Origin of the sequence: Embleya sp. NBC_00888 (assembly GCF_045207655.1) — a bacterium.
Classification (GTDB): Bacteria; Actinomycetota; Actinomycetes; order Streptomycetales; family Streptomycetaceae; genus Embleya.
Genome location: NZ_CP108784.1, coordinates 7,913,147 through 7,932,195, shown reverse-complemented (window position 1 = coordinate 7,932,195; position 19,049 = coordinate 7,913,147). Strand labels below are relative to the sequence as shown.

The following is a 19,049-nucleotide window of genomic DNA, read 5'->3' as shown; positions in this document are numbered from 1 at the left end:
GGTAGGCCACGACGACGACACGGTGGATGGCTCGTCCCCCGCCATCACGCGCCGCCGCGTTCGAAGCGACCCGACTCCCGAACCGGTGGTGCGCTCTCGCTCTGCTCGGCGCGACATCGTGCACGCCGGCGGCTGGATGGCCTCGAGCACGCCAACCCGCGGCCGCCAGGTGTCGGAGACGCTTTCGTCGGGGGTCGTCGGACACTCGGTTCATCGTCCGTCGCCGCGCACTGCGCAGTACATGCGGACGTCGGCTCGGGTACGTGTGGCCAGGGCCCGCCCGGCGGCGGGGCCCGGTGTGCCCAGGGCGGCGGACGGCGGTACGCGTCTGGCCGTGGTCGTGGTCCCACGGTAGGACACACCGGGCGCCCGAAGAGGAAGGTGCGGTCATCGACGAGGAGTTTGCGCCGAATCGCCGTCGGAGATGCCAACACGGTTGGCATCGCGTCGGATAAGCTCCCCTTATCCGACGCGACAAACCGGGCGCGTCACCACGTAAGAGAGACCCGCCCGTAACGCACGTCCTCGAAGGCGCTCCGGACGGCGGCCGCGACGAGTTGGTGACGCGCTGGGCCGAGCGGCACGGCGTCGCCCGCCGCCTGGCCGACGCGGTCGCCGAGGCGATCGTCCCGGAGAACACGAAGGACACCTACGCCAAGGCGTGGCGAACGTGGCAGCGGTTCACCGCGACGCAGCACCTGCCCGTCGACGAGGGCGGCCGCGGTTCGCTCGTCGCGTTCGTCGCGTGGCTGCTGCGCGAGGGCCGCACGGACGGCGCCGGCTACGCGCCGAGTTCCGCGTCGACGATCCTCGCCGCGGTCGTGGTCGGACTGCGCGAGCGCGGCGTCCACGTCGCCCGCGACGACCAGGCCGAGGCCCGCCGGGCCATGGACGGACTGACCGTGCGGCTCCTGCAGGAGGGCGAACGGCGCGGACGCGGCCAGGCCAAGGCCGTGGCCGCCGGGGACCTGTACACCGTGGTGCGGGCCTGCCCCGATACCCTCGCCGGGCACCGCGACCGCGCGCCGATCCTCACCGGACTGCACTACGCCTCCCGCGCCCAGGACCCCGCCGGACTCCTCGCCCGCGACGTCGCTCTCCACCCGCGCGACCTGGTCGTGACCATCCTCACCGGCAAGACGAAGTACGCGGTGTGCGACGCCCGGATCGTGCGCCAACGCGACGCGGAGGTGTGCCCGGTGCGGGCCTGGGAGAACTACCGCAAACGCCTGGCCGCCGACGCCGCACCCGAGTGGTCCGCGCCCGACGCCCCGGCGTTCGTCGGCATCGACCAGTGGGGCCACGTCACCGGTGGCATGACCCCCGACTCCATCACCCGCGCCGTCAAGCGGGTGAGCGCCCGGGCCGGGGTGGCGGTCGCCTGGACCGGACACTCGCTGCGCGTCGGACACGCCTCCATGGCCCGCCGCAAGGGCCGCGACGCCGTCGCGATCGCCGACCAGGGCGGCTGGGCACGCCACTCCCGCTCCCTGCACGGCTACATGCAGATCGAGGACGGCTGGGACGACAACAGCTCCGCCGACCTCGTCTGAGCCGCCCGCGACCGGCGATGGTTGGGTGGAGCAGACCGACGGGCCTCGATATCGGGCGATCGTGTTACGCCAGGGCGAGCCTTGCGGCGACGAGGAAGTCCCGGCGAGCGTCCACGCAGGCGGTGTGATCGCGCGTCTGGCATGGGACGACACGGCCGATCGGAGGGATGGACACTCAGACGAACCCGCGGGATTTCGCACAGTACGCGGGGCACGCCCAGGCGGCCGCCCGCCGGCTGTCGCGCGAGGTCCGGCCCGAGCGCGACGCGGTCCGCGTGCCGTACGAACTCGCGCTGTCGGCGGCCCGGCCGGCCGCGTACGTGCCGGGCCCGGCGCTGGGTGGCAACCCGGCCCGGGTCGACGCGCACCTGGACGCGCTCACCCGCCACATCGTGGAGCACCCCGCCGAGTGAGGGGCAACCGACCGCAAGGGAGCGGCGCCACACCCCGCCGGCGACGCAGGGCACCGGTACCGGCATGGCCCGAGGGGTCAACGTGTGGCCGGGACGCTCACGCGCGGGGTGGTCGAGGTGGGCGCGGGGGCGGTTGCCTCGGCCAGGCGTTCGCGCAGCAGCAGGCCGGCGGTGAGTGCCACCAGGCAGGCGGTCAGGCCGTGGACGCCGAAGGCCGTGGCGGCGGAGCCGTCGTTGCTCAGCACGACCGTCATGTCACCGGCCGGGATGAAGGTCATGGCGAGCATCGTCCAGCCGAGTGCCCGCCGGTGTCCGGTCAGCAGGAGGGCGAGCATGACCAGCCCGGTGCCGATGTCACGGACGCCCTTGACGGCGAGGAACCCGGTGCCCTCGTGCTCGGGCCAAGTGGGCAGGCCGAAGCCGGACGCGGTCGCCTGCGGGGCGAACAGGTAGGCCAGGCCGACGTAGATGATGAAGGCGCCACCGAGGGCGGCCAGGATGGTGGTGAGGGTCCTGAGCTTCATGGTGTTCTCCCGAGTGTCGGGCCGGTGGGACCGGCCGTCGTCGCCTTGTGGGGAAAACACTCGCCGGGTGGTCCTGGAAGGCACATGGAAGCGACTTGGAGGCGACCCTGGCTTTGTTCACGAGAGGCGACAGCACCTGTACAGGACTTTGGAAGGCGTCGGCGGCGCGTCGTGTTCGATGTTCATGAGAAGCGACGGCACCCGTGCTCGCCGATAGGCGGAGCGCCGAACCGGGCACGGGGCCGCCATCCCCGAGCTACTGGATGCTCCAGCGGTGCGGATGGTCGGGAGCGGTGGGGCAGGCGAAGACGTTGAGTTCGCCGAATCGGCCCGCGGTGACTTCGGTGGGCGTGGCGCGCACCGGTGGGCGGGCAGGCGGTCTTCCAGCGGCTTCCAGCTGCCGCCGTCCCACTCCGAACTGTCGATGGTCGGCAGGAGACGCATCGGTGTCCCGCAGGTCCGGCAATCCATGGGGTATGGGTCGGTGGCGTGCCAGGAGGCGAAGCCGCCGACGCGCCGGCCGGGCGGGATGGACAAGTCGTACCGGTAGCCGGTCGGCTCGGCGGCGCTCCCGTCCGTCGATTGCTCGGCCTTCTCCTGGGCTGCGTCCCAGCCTTCGATCCGGGCGCACAGGTCCTCGGGCAGGAAGTCGGGGTCGGCGAACGGGTAGGTGACCACCTGCTCCAGGTGCAGGACGCAGGGCCCGGGAACGAACCCGTCCGATTCGACGACTGGAGGCCGCGGCTGCAATGTCGGCACCTCGCCGACCTCCGACGACCGCCGCCGGCGCAGGTGCAGCGCCAGGTCGTACCGGCCCGGGCCGTGGACCTTCAAGGGGCACCAGAAAACCTGGAGCAGGTCGCAGCCGCCCGGCCCGGTCGGGAGGTCGGGGACATCCCGCCGGTACAGCTGAGCCAGGCCGATCATCGGCAGCGGATCCGTCTCCGATACCTCGGGGATCCGGTGCTCTCGGTGCAGTTCCTTCAGCAGTTCCCGTTCCTCCGGGTCGGGGACCCGGCTGTGGGCCCACGCGGTGGCCAGTACCCGCCGGTAGCGGTGGATGTCGACCGGGCGCCGGCCGCGCCCGCGGCCGGCGCCTCACCGCACACCGGCCACGGCGCGTCCGCCGGCCACAGCATCGGACCACCCACTGAGCCGGCCGATATCCGCAGGCTGCCCGGACGCGGGTGGAGCCGCGTGGTCGTGCCCCGATAGGCGGCAAGTTCCGGGAAGAGCACCTCGACATCGATTGGGCGCGGGGGCGTGGTCCTTGTCATGGCAGGCGACGTTGGTCACTCGGCGACCTCGGCCACGAGCACCCCCTTCAGCGGCTTCGCAGTGCCGGTGATGCTGCCGAAACCCGTGAACATTTCGATTCGCCCGCCGTGCCCGCTGCCTCCCGAACTGGCAAACATCCGCTGTCCGTTCTTGCAGACAGAGCCACGGCCCGGGGGCGAGCGGAGAGCCGCCGGGGCCGGTCGGTGGGGTGGGTGCGATCAAGGTGATCATGAAGGGGTTCGCGGGGTGGTTCGGCGAGGGAGTGGGGGACGTGGCGATACGGGACCAACTGCGGGGCATCGGCGGCGCGGTGGGCTCCGCGGCGGCGTCCGGGCGGGCCGGGGTCACCGACGAGGACACGGCCCCGCGAGCCGCCCCGCTCCGCCCCCGGCGGGAACGTCCCTGGGGGCGGAGCGGAGAACTCGGGCCGGTACCAGCGATCGGTCCAAGACGTCGCCGAGGAGCGTGAGTGTGCCCGTGTGCAACTCGTGGAGTTGTCCACCGACGGCCCGCAGCATGTTCCGTTCGGGCCGGCTCACTCCGCGCAGGGTCCGGGCGGGCGCGGGCGGCGTGTACATCAGCGCACGAACTTCGCGCTCTCGAACTCGACCCAGGCCGATTCGTCGCCGGCGCTCGTCCAGGGCGAACTCGCCGCCGTCGAGGACCGGGAGCAGCTCGAGCGGGGCTTCGAGTCCCGAGCACGGCCACGATCGTCTCGTCGGCTTCGACCGGGCGAGACGCCGACAGGGCACTCCCGAACCCGCGCCGGGGCCGCCGGGGGGAGTATGGAACCTGGTGCGTCCCGCGTCCCGCCGGGCAGGGCATTCTCACCGTGTGCCCGGCCGATCCCAGGGCGTCGTCCCACTCACCCGACCGCGACGAGATCACCAACTCCCCCACGGACAAAGACGGATCCCGGCTTCGCGCCCACTCACCCCATGGACACCCCGATGAGAGACCCGTCGGACGACAACGCGAGACCCACCGCCCCGTCCGCTCCACGGCCCCATCACCGCACCCAACGGGCCGAACCGGCACCGACTCCAAGCACATCGAACCGACCCTCCACAGCCATCGCAAGCCCACTCCGGCACCCACCGGACCCCCCGACAAGCAGCCTGAACGCCCTCCTGCGGCCCTCACCCCCGCCCCGCCACAACCCACCACAAGAGCCGACAACGCCACACCCCGACACCGACCGGACCCGGCCCCAACCGGAAGCCGAGCCCGAAAGTCGTAAGGAACCGGGCAGGGATCCTGGGGACTATCAAGGACTTTAATTCCTGATACTCCCCGATGGACACCTCGCAACTCGATGAGCCGCGGGTGACGGTGATGTGGCCGGTCTGGGGCGGGCTTGGATGATCGACGGTCAATGGGTGGACGTGCCCCGGCGTCTCCACTGTTGTGTACCGGCTGTGCGCTGGTGAGCGGGGCGGGCAGGGGAGCCGGTGCGATGAGGGAGAGCGTGAGGCTGCGGTTGAGGCCGTCCCTTGCGCGCTACTGATCGCCGCGCAGGTAACGCGTGATCATGTCCACCAGTTCGCTCTCGAACGACTCGATGGGGATGGTCTGCGGGTCGGCCATGAGCCTGTGGGTGTTCGTCTCCACGGTGAAGGCGATCAGTTCGGCAGCGGTGCCGAGGTCCCGCACGCGGACGTCCGGGTGCCGGGCGAGAATTTCGCTGATCTGTGCGACGCGGCTGCGTCCGTGTCGCTCGATCGTGTCGAGCAGGTCCTGGGAGAAGGACGCCTCTTCGATCATGATGCGGAGCAGTTGAGGGTCGTCACGATGATTGTCGATCGCGTCGCGGACCAGGGCCCGCACCATCGTTTCCAGGCTTCCGGCGGACAGGTCGATCTGGTCGGCCTGGGGCCAGGTGCCGCGGTCGATGTGGCGCACCAGCAGTTCGGCCAGGATGGCGTCCTTGTTCGGGAAGTACTGGTACAGGGACCCGATGGAGATCCGGGCGTGTTCGGCGATGCGGTTGGTCGTGCCGGCAGCGTAGCCGTGCTCGGCGAAAACGTGAGCAGCGGCGGTGAGGACGCGCTCGCGGGTGAGTTCGGCGCGCACCTGGCGGGGCTTGCGACGTGGGCTGAGGCGGCGGTCGGCGGGTGGCATCGGCGGGACTCCCCGGGGCGTGAAATGCGAGTAGTCAAAGAGCTGAACTATTGCTCACAATAGTGCCATGAGCTGCAAAAATACTGCCTGTCCCGACCGGGTAGGCGCCCGGTGATCCCGAAGGTTTCCCTGCCCGTGTCGCGTCGCATGATCACGCTGGAGGTTCGCCGCCGGGAGTTCCTCACGCCGGGTTTCGCGTGCGTGACCCTCGGCGGCCCTGCCCTGCGGGATCTCATCGTCGCGGGCAACGACCAGACGGTCCGCCTGTTCTTCGCGCGTGAGGGGCAGAGCGCGCTGCGGATGCCGACCGTGTCGAACGAGGCGTGGATCGCCCAGCTCCTGCTGGTGGCGAAGTCGGCTCGCCCCTGGGTGCGCAATCTGACCGTCCGCCGCGCACGGCCCGCGGATGGCGAGATCGACATCGAGTTCGCCCTGCACGGGGACGCGCCCCTGTCGAACTGGGTGCGCCGCGTCGAGCCGGGCGATCCGGCCGGCATCTTCGACATGGGCACCATGTACCGGCTGCCCGAGCATGCGCAGGGGCAGGTGCTGGTCGGCGACGAGACGGCCCTGCCGGCCATCTTGTCGATCCTGGACGGGACGCCTGCCTCGCTGCCCTGCGAGGTCTTCCTGGAGGTGGCGGCAGCGGCGGACATCCGGCCGGTCGCGGTGCCCGACGGGTCCCGCATCCACTGGTTCAGCCGCGATGGCGAAGACCTGCGGCCCGGCGCCCTGGTGCTGGGCGCGGTGCGCGAGGCCGCCTTGCCGCCCGGCCGCTGCTACGTGTGGGCCGCGGGTGAATCCCAGCCGGCCACCGGAGTACGGCGGCACCTGATCAACGACCGCGGCGTGCCCAAGCAGGACATCTCCTTCTTCGGCTACTGGCGCCTGGGCCGCTCCGCGCCCGGCTGACACCGCGGGCACGACGCCTGTGCGTGAAGAACGAGAGGAATCCTCATGACCCCCCAACGCCGGCACGCCACCCCGCGGCGGCTGGAGACGGTGACCGACATCGAGACGATCGTCGGCCGCCCCGCACCGATGATCATGCTGAAGGAGCTCAGCGCGCTCGACGAAGGCTGCCGGACCGTCCTGGCCCACAGCCCGATCGCGGCTGTCGGCTACCGGGACAGTGACGGCACCAGCAGGACGACGTTCGTCGGCGGGGCGCCGGGGTTCGCACGAGCCCTCTCGACCACCCGCATCTCATTCTCCCTGCCCGGGACCAGTGACCCGCACGGTCCGGTCTCGCTGTTCTTCCTCCTGCCGGGCGTCGGGGAGATCCTGCGCGTCAACGGCACGGCGGCCGGGCGCAAGGGCGCGCAGACATCCGTCGACATCACGCAGGCGTGGGTGCACTGCGCACAGGCCGTCCTGCGCTCGGGCCTGTGGAACCCGCCGACCACCCCGTCGGTGCCGACCCACCGCATCGAGGGCGACGGCCCCCTGGCCGGGCCGGGCATCGCCGACTTCCTGGCCGCGGCACCCTTCCTGGCGCTGTCCTCCTGGGACGCCGCCGGAGGCAGCGACACCAGCCCGCGCGGAGACCAGCAGACCGTCGCTCGGATCCTGGACGACCGCACCCTCGTCATCGCGGACCGCAAGGGCAACAAGCGAGCCGACACCCTGCACAACCTGCTGCAGGACGGCCACCTCTCACTGGCCGCGCTCGTCCCGGGGCGCAGGGGCGTGCTCCACGTCCGTGGCCGCGCTGCGATCACCGACGACCCCGCGCTGGTGGAGACGATGGCGCTGCGCGGGATGTCCCCGCACCTGGCGCTGCTCATCGACGTCGAGCACGCGGAAGTGAACGGCAACGACGCCCTGGTGCGCTCACGGCTGTGGAACCCCGGCGCACACCCGGACCGTGCCACGATGCCGGACCTGATGGCACTGGGAGCAGAACACCTCGCCGCCAACGCGGCCGGCGCCGACGGCGGACCACCGGCGTTCCTCCTCAAGGCCGTCGGCGCGATCCCGGGAATGAACCGGCTACTGCGCTGGGGGATAGATCGCGCCTACCGCTCCGGACTGCGGAAAGAGGGATACGGCGACATCCAGCCCGGCGCGGGCGCCCACCGTGGCATCCGGCGCCGGCGTCCCACCGATGTCGGCACAGGCGAGCCCTCGCTGCGCCAGGTGCGCGTCGCCGAGGTGCGCAGGGAGACCCCGAGCGCGGTCACGCTCGTGCTCGAAGACGCCGGCCGGCACCCGCAACCCTTCGACTTCCGGCCCGGCCAGTACTTCACGCTCGTCGCCGACATCGACGGCCGCCCGGTGCGGCGGGCCTACTCGGCCTCGTCGGCACCTGGGGCATCCCGACTGGAGGTCACCGTCAAGCACGTCGAGGACGGCCGGTTCTCCACCCACGTACACCGAGGTCTGCGTGTGGGCGACCGCCTCGCGGTGCGCGGCCCCTCGGGCTCCTTCCACGCTCAGCTCCAGCCCCCGGACGACACCGTGCTCATCGCCGCGGGCAGCGGCGTGACGCCCATGATGAGCATGATCCGCACACGGCTCGCCGACCGCCACGGACGCGACAAGATCGCGCTGCTCTACAGCAGCCGCACCACCGAGGAGACCATCTTCGGCGACGAACTGGACCGGCTGGCGGCAGACTTGCCCGACCGGCTGTCGGTCACCCACGTCCTGACCCGCCAGGCGGGGCGGCTCGACGCCGACGGCGTACGGCACTGGCTCACCCAGCGGTCCCCCACCCCGGACACGCACTATTACGTCTGCGGACCCGACCCGCTCATGGACGCCGTCCAGGACGTCCTGGCCGACCTCGGGGTACTGGACGAGAAGGCGCATCAGGAGCGCTACACCAGCGGGGCGGGCACCGGGAACACGACGACCGTGCCGCAGGAGATGCGCGTCGAGAAGGACGGACGCCCCCTCGGCACGGTGACGGTCGAACCCGGCCAGACGCTCCTGGAGGCGGGACTCGCCGCAGGGTTGGCAATGCCGCACTCCTGCACGGTCGGCAACTGCGGCGACTGCATGGTGAAGCTGAACAGCGGAGACGTCACACAGAACGAACCGAACTGCCTGACCCCACAACAGAAGTCCGACGGCTACGTGCTGACCTGCGTGGGCTGTCCGATGTCGAAGGTCACCCTCGACATCACAGACCCGTGACCGCCCGGCCGGCCACGTGCGCAGAGGCCGGCCGGGCGGAAGCGAACGAGAGCAAGCCCACCTTCACATTCGTCAACCGGATCCGTACAGGAATCCGATCTGATCAGCGCAAGGGGTCGGCGGCCGGTGGCCACTCCGCAATCCTGTTCTCACGAACGACCCTTTCCGGGAGCAAGATCAAGAACGGGCGGCGCGAGCGGTCCGGATCGCCGATTCACTGTCACAACTCGTTGTCACTCACAAGGCGAACCGGGCCGGTTTTGGGAATGGTTTGTGACAGCTTCCAGGATCATGACAGACCATCAGGCTGCACTCGTGTCCGAAGCGGACGACGTCGAGCGCCACCCGTGCCCGCGCTGTTGACGCATCGTCAGGTTCACCCTGCCGCTCGCGCTCCGGCGCGGTCACCGGGCCTACCACACCGGCCGTTTCACCAAGGTGCCCCGGCTCGCGAAACTTCTGCGCGTGCCCACTCCCCGCCGACCGCGGCCCCGGCCGACCATGGCGGCCCGGCACCCCGGCGCCCGCGCCCGTCGACCCGGACACCCCGAGCGCGGACATCCGCATCGGGTACGCGAGGTGCTCCAGCCTCACCCAGGAACTCCAGTCGCAGCTCGACGCGCTCGCCGGACACGGCATCCCGCGGGACAAGATCTTCGCCGAGAAGATCAGCACCCGGGTGCGGGTCCGCCCACAGTTCGAGGCCGCGCTCGCCGCCGCGAGGGAGATCAAGGCCCACGCCCCGCACTGCCGGGTGATCTTCACAGTGAACGAGATGAAGAGGCTAGGCCGCGATGCCGCGGAACTGACCGCGCTCGCCGACCACCTCACCGCGCACGGCCTGGTCCTGGAGATGCTCGCCGGTCCCCTCCAGGGGTTGTACGACCCCAGCGGGCCGGGACGCCTGCTGTTCGGGTTCTTCGCGGCAATGGCGGAGACGGAGCGGGAGAACATCCGGGAGTCCGCCCTCGAAGGGCTCGACGCCGCCGCCCGCAAGGGCAACCACGGCGGCCGGCCCCCGGTTATCACGGACGACATGCTGCACACCGTGCTCCGCCGCCGCGCGAACGGCGAGACCGTCGAGGACATCCAACCCGACCTGCTCATCCCCACCGGCAAGCGCAAGGGGCGGAACCCAAGCCTCTCCAGCATCCACCGGGCACTGGCCGAGCACGAGAAGGCCCAGGCGTACCCGGAGGCCGTCGAGACGGCACATGCCGACTTCGCCGCCCTCCAGCAGCGCGACCGCAGCCCCAAGTAGTTACTTAGCGCCACATGTCCGCTCGCCGTAGCTATACGAGAACAGGGCTGTCACGCGAGGCGCCGACGACACCGACACGACCGAGATCCACCTCGACCCGGCAGCGCAACAGCGCCTCGCCGCGTTCACCCGAGTCCCCCACCACCACCTGAAGCGGGTGCTCCCCCACCTCACACGGCCCCGGGACGGGCACCCGGCCCGAACACCGGACGTCGTCGTCGGGGCTACCGGGACGGGCATCGCCGCGTGGTACCGCCTCGACCCGTACGAACAACCCTCGTGGGCGTGCCCGTGGTGCACCCTGCGACACACCGCAGGCGCCACCGCACGCGCCCGCGCGTACCTGCCTGCCCATCGGGTGTGGTGCCCGCGGCATGCGTGTTGGAGTACCGGCGGGCCCCGACCCCGGCTCCTGGACACCCGGGGCCTGCCCGAACTCGCCGACGTGTACAAAAGCCACCGGCGGCTCCTGCGCCGGCCGAACGCGAACACCGCCTACACGTGGGCACAGGCGATCGTCACGCGCTGGTACGACCACCGGCTGTATCTCACCGGCCGATGGCAGGCGCGAGGGCGCCGCCTGGCCGCCTTCAACCCCGACCACACAACCACACAAGGCAGTTCCTGGGAACTCACCGCCCGGCCCGTGATCATCCATCCCGAAACGGTCACCCTCGCCCGCGTCCTCGCTCGTACGCGCCTTCCGGCGACACCCCGGCCCGACCGGCACCCGGCCGCGGGCGCGTTCCTCGAACACACCGCCCACACACTCAGGTCCGGCCGCCGCGCTCCCGGGCCAGACGACCTCTTGCGGTCCTGGATCCGCCACCACACCCGACCCTGAAAACCCCGCCCCGAGCCCATCCCCCCGGCCCCGGACGACAGGACGGGCAACCACCGCCCCTTCGGCGTTCCCATCCGAACCGCACAAAATCTCAACACATCCCACAACACCCGCGAAACCCAACGGAAGCGAGAAAACCCCAGCTCACAACCCCGCCGGGCCATCGGGCCATACCCGAACACCCCACCCCACACCCGAAACCCACCCCGCCAGCCCCGTGCCCGGAACAACCATCCCGACACAACTACGAAACCCCAGCCCACACACTCCACACCACCCCACAACCAACGGCCACTCACAGCAGGGTTCGGAAGCGCGATGTTCACCGCCGAGGCAGGGTTCAACGGCGCAACATTCTCCGCCGGCGCCTGGTTCATCGACGCGACGTTTGCAGGCGCCGCCCGGTTCGACGGCGCGATGTTCGCAGGCAAAGCCTGTTTCAGTGGCGCGACGTTCGCGACGATGGCCCGTTTCCCTGGCGCGACATTCGACGCCGACGCCCTGTTCATCGGGACGACGTTCGCCACCGCCGGGCGGCTGGGCCCTCTCGCGTGTCGGGGGCTTTTGGAACTGTCGGCCGCCGTGTTCGGGGCACCGATGACGGTCGAGGCCGCGGCAACGTCCGTGCGGTGTGTACGCACACAGTGGGAGGCAACGGCGACCCTGCGACTTCGGTACGCCACCGTGGTCCTCTCCAACATGGTGGTCACGCAGCCGATGGCCGTCGCTGCCCACCCCGCGCCCTTCGACTTCGGCGGGGGCGTCGTTGGCGAGTCCGGGCCGACCTGCGACCCGGGTGTGCGAATCGCATCCCTGCGCGGGGTCGACGCCGCGCACCTGGGCCTGACCGACACCGACCTCACCGGATGCGTGTTCACCGGCGCCTTCCACCGCGACGTCGCCAATTCCCAGCGCGTGTTCGATCAGGCCCCGCGGTCCCTCGGCACGTCCCGCGCGGCCGGACGGGAAGCCGTGGTTGGTCAGGACGAACAGGCTGTGGTGGCGTCGCGTCGCGTCGAGTTCGGCGCGCCACGTTGCGAGCGCCTTGTCCGGCCCCTCGACGTTGTAGCCGATCTGGGGGTGGGGCAGGTACGCGTACCGTTCCCAGTCGTCCAGGGACCAGTGCGGGGGATCTCGGCGATGTTCCCCAGGGGTGTGTCGATGATGTAGGGGACATCGTCGTCCATGAGGCCGGAGTCGTAGCGGAGGCCGTATTCGCGGACCAGGCCTGGTATTCGCCACGTCGCGGACCACATGGGCGCCCGGTATCCGACCGGTTCGATGCCCCGTGCGTCCAGTGCCCGCAGGCCGCGTTCGAATTCGGCGCGGTCCTCGACGTCGGTCAGTTCGGTCGGCGGCCGGTGGCTGTGGGAGTGGTGTCCGATCTCGTGGCCGGCCTCGGCGATGGTGGTCACCGTGTTCCGCCGGCGTTCGGCCCTCGGGCCCGGGACGAAGAATGTCGCCGTGATGCCGTAGCCGGCGAGCAGGCGCAACAACCTCGGGGCGGCGACGCGCGATTCGAACTGCTGATGCGTCACGGCCATGGCGTTGCCCGCGTGGCGTCGACCCGCGGCCAGGATCGGGGTCTCGCCGTCGAGAACGAACGTCAGTACGGTGAGGCAGGAGTTCCTGCCGGCCAGTTCGGGCGCGGCGTGGTCATCGTGCGCTCCGCGGCAGTCGAATCACCCGGCGAGGCCGCCGGTGGTGCCCGCCGGCGGACGGTAACTCCCCGACACGGCGGCGCACCTCGTTCCCGATTTCTTCCGGCGACTCGTCCTCGTCCGCGCGGTGGAGCAGGTCGAAGTATTTGAGCTTCGACCGGAGCTGGTATGCGGTCTCGAGGAATCGCGCCGGGAACGTGTTGATCAGCGCGACGTTGAGTCGGATGTGGTTCCGAAGGCTGGGTTTATCGTCCCACCCGTGGACAGCGGACCTTGAGCCACGCCACAAGGTACCGCCGCGACCGGATACGAATCGCGCCGGCCCGACCGGACCGGGGCGGAAGATGCGCGCAGGTCGTGTTTCTCCTGGTGGCGGCTTGTTCCGCCCTGCGAGCATGCATCCGGTCGCAGGGCTCCTCTTGTCGGCTGCGCCGATCGCCCGCGGTGTACCCACGGCTGCGGAGCAACGACGGGCAGGATGGGGAAGGTCAGGGGTGCGCGAGGATCCGGAGGGCGTGGGCGCACGGGAGGAGGCGGGGTGGCACGCCGTCGTAGTCGTGGTTCGCAGGTCTGTCATGGTCGGCGTGGTCGTGTTGTTCGCCGTCGGCGTCGTGCTGGCGGACTGGGACCCCTGGAACCTCACGATCTTCGAGCGGACGCTGTGGGATAGGTTCGTAACGCCGCCCTGTGGAGCCGCTCTCGCTGTGACGCCGGCGGTTCTCGAGGGCGTTCTCTCCTTTCGCCACCGGTTGCTCCGGCGCTTCTCGTGCGCCGTGCTGGCCTTCATCTGCATCGTCGGAGCGCCGACTGCCGTAGCCCTCTCCTATCTTCCGATCCCTCGGGCGGGCTTCGGCTACTGGGATGAAGCCCTGGCGATCTCCCCCGATGGACGGGTGTCCGCGATCGTGGTGAGGGAGGTTCCCTACGACGGTTCCACCGATGCGTACTTCCGCCTCGGGCTATACACCACCGCCGGCCTCGATCGCGCCAAGGTCGTGGACGAGCGATACAACTCGGTCTGGGAGCTGAAGGCGCTCGACCTGCATTTCACCGACAACCGCACCCTCCGCATCGGCGTGCCCAACCAGTGGCTCGAGAGCCACTACTTCCGCTGGGTCAGGTTCGACAAGAATCTCAACGTGAAAGACACCACGGACAGGGACGGGTGATGCACTCCCGCCGACCGTCGGCGCCGGGTCACATGACTCACCCGGTTCCACACGAACCCCGCCGCGCAAGGCAACATCGGCCGACTGGGAATCCTGCCACTCCGACGGCGGCCGACCACTCGGGCCCGTCACCCGGCAACGGATGGCGGCGCGTACATGGGAAGCCCGAGCCGTGCTCGCGTCGCCCACCCCGCCACCCGGGGCATCGTCGCGAGGACAGCCAGGGATCACGTCCTCTGGCCCAGCTGCGGGAAAAGACCGGGGACCGGGAAGGCGCCGAACGCATCGCCCGCGAAGCCGTCGACGCCGCAGACACCACCGCACTGACGCACCTGGCCGCGCTGTGGGAGACCGGGACGGCGCCGAACGCCACGACCCAAACACACACCCACGCGGGGCACGATCACGCGCCCTCATCCGCCCGGCTCGTCGAGGAGCACTTCCGGCCGGGCGCGGTTTTCACATGAGCGTCCCGGGGTGAGGCGCCTCGCCTGTCGGGACCCGAACGACGACGAACAGCCGCGTGGTCGAAGGAATCGGGTCGGGCTCGGGCTGCGCCGGGCGGCTCAGGAAGGAATCGGGTCGGGCTCGGGCTGCGCCGGGCGGGTCAGCGCGGGGCCCGCTGTCCAGGCGCCGAGGAGGAGTCCGGTGTGGTCGGCGAGTTGGGCCGGTGTCAGGGGGTTCCCGGTCTCCAGGATGACGGCGACGACGGGGCCGGCGAGTTGGGCGGCGGCCAGCGGCGGAGTGGGCATGGCGGCGGCGTGCGGACGTACGCGGGCGAGCACCGCCGAGGTGGCGGTGCCGACGAGGTCGGCGGCGCGGACGAGATCGCGTACCGCGGTGTCGTGCTGCGCTTCGCCCAGCAGTGCCCGGTAGGCGAGGCCGGCCGGCGAGGTGGTGAGGAAGGTGGTCAGCGCTTCGAGGAAGGCGAGGAGGTCGTCGGCGGGACGGGCCTGCGGCTCGACGGCCAATTCGTGGGCGGCGTCGGACGTGCTCGCCTCCAGCAGGATCTCGGCCTTGGTGGACCACCACCGGTAGACGGTCTGGCGCCCGACTCCGGCCCGTTCGGCGATGCCCTTCATGGTCATCGCCGCGTACCCCTGTTCGACGAGCATGTCGTCGACGGCGTGCAGAACGGCGATCCGCGCCGATTCGCTGCGGGGGCGTCCGGGTGTGGCCCGTCCGTGGGCTGTGCGTGACATGCGACCAGCTTATCAAGACACGGTGCCTCGGAATGATGCTAACCTCATATCGAGGCACGTTGCCTCGGAATTGAGGCGGGTCGCCACAGGCATGCCCCGCCGTCCCCGGACACCATAGGGAAACCCATGAAGACAACCCACCGCTGTACGGTGCTGGCCCGGCGCCACCTCACCCCCCGCACGGTCAGACTCACCCTGGGCGGCCCGACTCTCACCGGCCTCACTCCCCTGCCGGCCCAGGACATCGAGGTGCTGCTCGCCGACGCCCGCGGAAGCCGGGTCAAGCGGCACTACACCATTCGGCACGCCCGCCCGCAGGTCGGCGAGTGGGACATCGACGCGGTCCTGCACCCCGGCGGCGGGCCGGGCAGCACCTGGGCGGCGAGCGCCGAACCGGGTTCCCCCGTGGAGTTCGTCGGCCCCAAGGGAAAGCTGCAACTCCGGCCCGCCGACGGCCATCTGTTCGTCGGCGACGAAGCCTCCCTGCCGGCGATCGCGGCCCTGACCGAGGCGCTGCCGGCCGGTCAGGAGGCCACCGTCGTCGTCGAGACCGAGTCTCCCGCCGACCGGGTCCCGATCGCGGCGGGCCGGGTGCGCTGGCTCGAGCGCGACGGCGTCCCGGCCGGCGACCCGCAGGCGCTTCTCGCCGCGGTCGCAAAGGAGTTCCGGGCCGGCCGCTTCGAACAGGTCTACCTCCTCACCGAGGCCCACGCGGCGCGGGCGCTCCGCGAACTCGTGCACGGCGCGGGCGTTGGGCCCGACCACGTCTTCGCCAAGGGCTACTGGACCGCCGACCGCCGCCCCGCCGTCGCATCGCGGAACCCGACGTGACCCCAAAGGCGCCCGAATCGCTGGGCGGACCGACGAAGCGACAGGTCACGGCGGCCTTCCGAGGACTACTGGTCGTCCGGCTGCTCGGCGCCCTGGCCAACGGCGTCATGCTGCCCTTCGTCATCCTGTGGGCGCATCGTGTCGGCGGGCTGAGCGGAGCGGCGGCCGGCGCGCTGTTCCTCGTCCAGGCCGCCGGCGAGTTCACCGGCGGCCTGGCGGGCGGCGCCCTGGCCGACCGCATCGGCCACCGCCGCATGCTGCTGTTGTCCACCACCGGGATGGCCCTCGGCTACGGCAGCCTCTTCCTGGTACACCACCCGATACCCGCCCTCGGTCTGTTCCTCGCCGCGGGGCTCTTCGAGTCGGCGTTTCACCCCACGATCGCAGCGCTCATCGGCGACCTGCACGCCGACGAGGACCTCGCCCACGCGTTCGGCCTGACCCGCGTGGTGGCAAGCGTCGGCGGCGTGATCGGCCCGATCCTCGGAGCCGCAGCCGTCACCTTCTCGCTGTCGAGCGTATTCGCCGCAACAGGCGTCCTGCTCGTCGGCGCCGCCCTGACGGTGCTCGTCGCCGTTCCCCCCGACCGCGTCAGCAACCCGGAGACGGCCGAGCAGGACACCGGGGAGAACGCCGCGCAGGTGTACGGCGCAGTCACCCGGATCCTGCGCGACCGCAGACTGGCACTGCTCATCCTCGGCGGCAGCCTGCTCAGCATCACCTTCACCTGGTGGGAAGCCGACGGCCTGGTACTCCTGCACGGACTCCTCCCCCTGGGCACCACCGCCTACGCGGCCCTGTTCGCCATCGACGCCCTCGCCATCATCGTGTTCCAGCTCCCCGTCACCCGCTGGACCCGCCGACACGACACCGGTCGCCTGCTCTTCCTCGGCGCCGCGCTCCAAGGCGCCGGCCTCGCGGGATTCGCCGCCGCCGGACTCGGCTACCCCGCCCTCGTCATAGCCGTCCTCGTCACCTCCTTCGGCATGATGATCTCCGGCCCCGCCACCTCGGCCTTCATCACCCGCCACGCCCCACCGGGACGCAGCGCCACCTACCAGGCGGCCCTGTCCACCACGCAGGACATCGGCACCGCGATCGGCCCCACCTCCGGACTCGCCCTCGGCCGCATCGCCACACCCGCCCTGGTATGGATCTCGGCGCTCCCCCTGGGCCTCCTCGCCGGCCTCGCCACCGCACGGGCCGCCCGCAAGCCGTCACGACCGGACCCCGCCACCGCGACGGCCGGCAGCACACATCCGGCGTGAAACACGAGCCTCGGGGCGTGTCCGTTTCGACTCCGTCCCACATCCGGCGGTAGCTCTCCTCCGGGATGGTCATGGGAGAAGGATGCGGTGACGAAGGAGGCGGAATCCGGCTCGTCCGTGCATCTGCCTCATGCCGCGCTCGGTCCGAGTATCGACGCCTTCGGTGCGTCCGTCGTGGTGGGTCGGCGCGCCGAACGGCATCCGCTCGACACAGTGGTCGAGGTTCTCGATGCCGCCCTTCAGCTGCGGGCTGTAGGGCGGCGGGGCGGTGGTGTTCGCGTCCGGCGCGGTCAGCGGGTGGACACGCCGCGGGAGGGGAAGTCCCTGCCGCGGTCGAAAGCGCACGTGCTCGCCCTCGCTCAACAGGACGCCACCTGGAACCGCCGGCAGATCGCCGACCAACTCCGCGCTCCCTGTTGCGCGAGGACTACCCGGCCGCGGTCGAGGCTTTCGCCGATCGGTCGAGGCTTTCACCGATTGGAGGAACGGCCTGGTCCGACCCCAAGCCCGCGTTCTCCTACGCGTCGCGCCCACCCCCGCGAGAGCCGCTCGTCCGACCCGCGCGCAGATCCGGGCCGCACTCGAACGCGCGGGCCGACAGCGTCGGATCGCGACCCAAGCCGAACGGTTGCGCGCCGTCTTCCGCGCCGAGTGGGCACATCAGCCGCCGCTGGTCGAAGAGGCTTTCGGCAAGCACTTGCCCGCCGTGCTCGTGCAACTCCACGCGGCCTGCACGGCCGCCGACGACCTGGCCGAGGCGGTGGCGGAGGCGTTCCCCCGACACCCGGATGCCGAAGTCATCCTGAGTTTCCCGGGCTCGGAACCCGGCTCCGGGCCCGGGGGCTCGCCGAGATCGGGGACGACAGGGCCCGCTTACCGACGCCCGCGGGCTCGAGTCCTACGCCGGTGCTTCACCCGTCATCCGTGCGTCCGGCACGAAGTCCGGTATCACCCGACGTTGGATCAAGAACGACCGCCTCAACCACGCCGGCTACCTCTGGGCATTCCCGGCCCTGCACACGTCACCCGGTGCCAAGGGCCCACCACCGGCGGCGCACAGATCACGGCGACTGGCACGCCGCCGCCCAACGCAAACTCTGCAACCGCATGCTCGGACAGCTCCACCACTGTCTCCAGCAACACGGACCATTCGACGAACAGATCGCATTCCCAACCGAGATCCCTGCCGCTGCTTGACCCGCAAACATCGTGAGGAGTCTCATCGGCCCCGACTACCTCCCGGCCACCGCCGCGAAGAACGTCTTCACGTACGCGGCGAACGCCACCGACTGCTCCAGCGGCAGGCAGTTGCCGCCGCGCTCCAACTCGGTCCAGTGCACAACCGGGGCGTCCCGCTCGGCGTAGCGGCGGATGGTGATGTCGGTGCTCTTGACCAGGGCGACGCCCAGCGGGACCGTCGTCTTGGTTTTCGGTACCCACGCCGAGGGGTCGTGCCCCATTTCGTAGTACAGGTTCGCCGACGAGCCGGCCGTGCCGGTGAACCAGTACAGGCTCACGTTCGTCAGCAGGTGGTCCTTGTCGACCGCGTCCTCCGGCAGGTCGCGCGGTGTCGGTCCCCTCCTTGAACTTCTCGACGATCCAGGCCAGTTGGCCGACGGGCGAGTCGTGCAGGCCGTGGGCGAGGGTCTGCGGGCGCGTGGACTGGATGGCGTTGGAGCCCATCTTGTCGTCGCGGAAGTTCTGGAGCCGGCCGAGCCGCTCCTGCTCGTCCGCCGTGAGGTCGGTGAAGTCCGCCGGGTCGTCGGAGGGGAAGGTGACGTGC

General features: G+C 70.7%; 17 protein-coding genes and 2 pseudogenes. 11 read left to right on the top strand and 8 right to left on the bottom strand.

Going from position 1 to position 19,049, the window contains the following annotated elements; all coding sequences use genetic code 11:
* The first annotated feature begins 560 nt into the window (after nt 1-560).
* Nucleotides 561-1,553, top strand: a complete 993-nt coding sequence (locus tag OG948_RS33600; protein ID WP_406300086.1) for an integrase — start codon at nt 561-563, stop codon at nt 1,551-1,553.
* Nucleotides 1,554-1,720: 167 nt separating this feature from the next.
* Entirely contained in the window at nt 1,721-1,966 is a 246-nt protein-coding gene (locus tag OG948_RS33595; RefSeq protein WP_406300085.1) for a hypothetical protein, read from the top strand.
* Nucleotides 1,967-2,043: 77 nt separating this feature from the next.
* On the opposite strand, the gene OG948_RS33590 is transcribed toward OG948_RS33595, so the two are convergent.
* From OG948_RS33590 to OG948_RS33575, 4 genes are all read right to left on the bottom strand, one after another.
* On the bottom strand, nt 2,044-2,490 hold the full coding sequence (locus OG948_RS33590; RefSeq protein ID WP_406300084.1) for a DUF4267 domain-containing protein: 447 nt from the start codon (nt 2,488-2,490) through the stop codon (nt 2,044-2,046).
* A 117-nt stretch (nt 2,491-2,607) separates the two neighbouring features.
* Nucleotides 2,608-3,417 carry a hypothetical protein gene (locus OG948_RS33585; RefSeq protein ID WP_406300083.1) on the bottom strand — a complete coding sequence of 270 codons (810 nt, stop codon included), beginning with the start codon at nt 3,415-3,417 and terminating at the stop codon, nt 2,608-2,610.
* Between the two features lie 365 nt (nt 3,418-3,782).
* Nucleotides 3,783-3,905 (bottom strand): hypothetical protein, encoded by a 123-nt coding sequence (locus OG948_RS33580; protein ID WP_406300082.1) that lies wholly within the window; start codon nt 3,903-3,905, stop codon nt 3,783-3,785.
* A gap of 1,363 nt (nt 3,906-5,268) precedes the next feature.
* Nucleotides 5,269-5,889 carry a TetR/AcrR family transcriptional regulator gene (locus OG948_RS33575; RefSeq protein WP_406300081.1) on the bottom strand — a complete coding sequence of 207 codons (621 nt, stop codon included), beginning with the start codon at nt 5,887-5,889 and terminating at the stop codon, nt 5,269-5,271.
* Between the two features lie 147 nt (nt 5,890-6,036).
* Here OG948_RS33575 and OG948_RS33570 point away from each other — a divergent pair, with 147 nt between their 5' ends.
* The 5 genes from OG948_RS33570 (at nt 6,037) to OG948_RS33550 (ending at nt 12,305) form a co-directional block, all read left to right on the top strand.
* Nucleotides 6,037-6,801: a siderophore-interacting protein gene (locus tag OG948_RS33570; protein WP_406300392.1), complete on the top strand. Its 765-nt coding sequence runs from the start codon at nt 6,037-6,039 to the stop codon at nt 6,799-6,801.
* Between the two features lie 45 nt (nt 6,802-6,846).
* Nucleotides 6,847-9,030, top strand: coding sequence for a 2Fe-2S iron-sulfur cluster-binding protein (locus OG948_RS33565; RefSeq protein WP_406300080.1), 2,184 nt, complete (start codon nt 6,847-6,849; stop codon nt 9,028-9,030).
* Nucleotides 9,031-9,331: 301 nt separating this feature from the next.
* Nucleotides 9,332-10,291, top strand: coding sequence for a recombinase family protein (locus OG948_RS33560; protein WP_406300391.1), 960 nt, complete (start codon nt 9,332-9,334; stop codon nt 10,289-10,291).
* Nucleotides 10,292-10,448: 157 nt separating this feature from the next.
* Nucleotides 10,449-11,135: a hypothetical protein gene (locus OG948_RS33555; protein ID WP_406300079.1), complete on the top strand. Its 687-nt coding sequence runs from the start codon at nt 10,449-10,451 to the stop codon at nt 11,133-11,135.
* 318 nt (nt 11,136-11,453) lie between these two features.
* Nucleotides 11,454-12,305 carry a pentapeptide repeat-containing protein gene (locus OG948_RS33550; protein WP_406300409.1) on the top strand — a complete coding sequence of 284 codons (852 nt, stop codon included), beginning with the start codon at nt 11,454-11,456 and terminating at the stop codon, nt 12,303-12,305.
* Nucleotides 12,306-12,346: 41 nt separating this feature from the next.
* On the opposite strand, the pseudogene OG948_RS33545 reads toward OG948_RS33550, so the two are convergent.
* Nucleotides 12,347-12,679, bottom strand: a pseudogene (locus OG948_RS33545) (polysaccharide deacetylase family protein); the annotation flags it as partial.
* Nucleotides 12,680-13,290: 611 nt separating this feature from the next.
* Here OG948_RS33545 and OG948_RS33540 point away from each other — a divergent pair.
* A complete protein-coding gene (locus tag OG948_RS33540; protein WP_406300078.1) occupies nt 13,291-13,965 on the top strand; it encodes a hypothetical protein in 675 nt (224 codons plus the stop codon).
* A gap of 566 nt (nt 13,966-14,531) precedes the next feature.
* Here OG948_RS33540 and OG948_RS33535 read toward each other — a convergent pair.
* On the bottom strand, nt 14,532-15,167 hold the full coding sequence (locus OG948_RS33535) for a TetR/AcrR family transcriptional regulator (RefSeq protein ID WP_406300077.1): 636 nt from the start codon (nt 15,165-15,167) through the stop codon (nt 14,532-14,534).
* A gap of 126 nt (nt 15,168-15,293) precedes the next feature.
* Between OG948_RS33535 and OG948_RS33530 the strand changes: the two genes are divergently transcribed.
* Complete coding sequence (locus OG948_RS33530; RefSeq protein ID WP_406300076.1) at nt 15,294-15,998, top strand: siderophore-interacting protein; 705 nt, start codon at nt 15,294-15,296, stop codon at nt 15,996-15,998.
* A complete protein-coding gene (locus OG948_RS33525; RefSeq protein WP_406300075.1) occupies nt 15,995-17,266 on the top strand; it encodes an MFS transporter in 1,272 nt (423 codons plus the stop codon). The genes OG948_RS33530 and OG948_RS33525 overlap by 4 nt, the downstream gene beginning before the upstream one ends.
* 69 nt (nt 17,267-17,335) lie before the next feature.
* Here OG948_RS33525 and OG948_RS33520 read toward each other — a convergent pair whose 3' ends face one another.
* Complete coding sequence (locus tag OG948_RS33520; protein ID WP_406300408.1) at nt 17,336-17,629, bottom strand: hypothetical protein; 294 nt, start codon at nt 17,627-17,629, stop codon at nt 17,336-17,338.
* On the opposite strand from OG948_RS33520, the pseudogene OG948_RS33515 reads away from it, so the two are divergent.
* Nucleotides 17,612-18,463, top strand: a pseudogene (locus OG948_RS33515) (transposase); the annotation flags it as partial. The gene OG948_RS33520 and the pseudogene OG948_RS33515 overlap by 18 nt on opposite strands.
* Nucleotides 18,464-18,498: 35 nt before the next feature.
* On the opposite strand, the gene OG948_RS33510 reads toward OG948_RS33515, so the two are convergent.
* A complete protein-coding gene (locus OG948_RS33510) occupies nt 18,499-18,783 on the bottom strand; it encodes a hypothetical protein (protein ID WP_406300074.1) in 285 nt (94 codons plus the stop codon).
* Nucleotides 18,784-19,049 lie beyond the last annotated feature (266 nt).

Bases quoted from the DNA above. Each gene is read 5' to 3' on its own strand.
- OG948_RS33585 (WP_406300083.1), bottom strand. From the start codon at position 3,417: ATGATCGGCCTGGCTCAGCTGTACCGGCGGGATGTCCCCGACCTCCCG.
- OG948_RS33530 (WP_406300076.1), top strand. From the start codon at position 15,294: ATGAAGACAACCCACCGCTGTACGGTGCTGGCCCGGCGCCACCTCACC.
- OG948_RS33565 (WP_406300080.1), top strand. From the start codon at position 6,847: ATGACCCCCCAACGCCGGCACGCCACCCCGCGGCGGCTGGAGACGGTG.
- OG948_RS33570 (WP_406300392.1), top strand. From the start codon at position 6,037: ATGATCACGCTGGAGGTTCGCCGCCGGGAGTTCCTCACGCCGGGTTTC.
- OG948_RS33580 (WP_406300082.1), bottom strand. From the start codon at position 3,905: ATGTTTGCCAGTTCGGGAGGCAGCGGGCACGGCGGGCGAATCGAAATG.
- OG948_RS33590 (WP_406300084.1), bottom strand. From the start codon at position 2,490: ATGAAGCTCAGGACCCTCACCACCATCCTGGCCGCCCTCGGTGGCGCC.
- OG948_RS33550 (WP_406300409.1), top strand. From the start codon at position 11,454: ATGTTCACCGCCGAGGCAGGGTTCAACGGCGCAACATTCTCCGCCGGC.
- OG948_RS33595 (WP_406300085.1), top strand. From the start codon at position 1,721: ATGGACACTCAGACGAACCCGCGGGATTTCGCACAGTACGCGGGGCAC.
- OG948_RS33575 (WP_406300081.1), bottom strand. From the start codon at position 5,889: ATGCCACCCGCCGACCGCCGCCTCAGCCCACGTCGCAAGCCCCGCCAG.
- OG948_RS33535 (WP_406300077.1), bottom strand. From the start codon at position 15,167: ATGTCACGCACAGCCCACGGACGGGCCACACCCGGACGCCCCCGCAGC.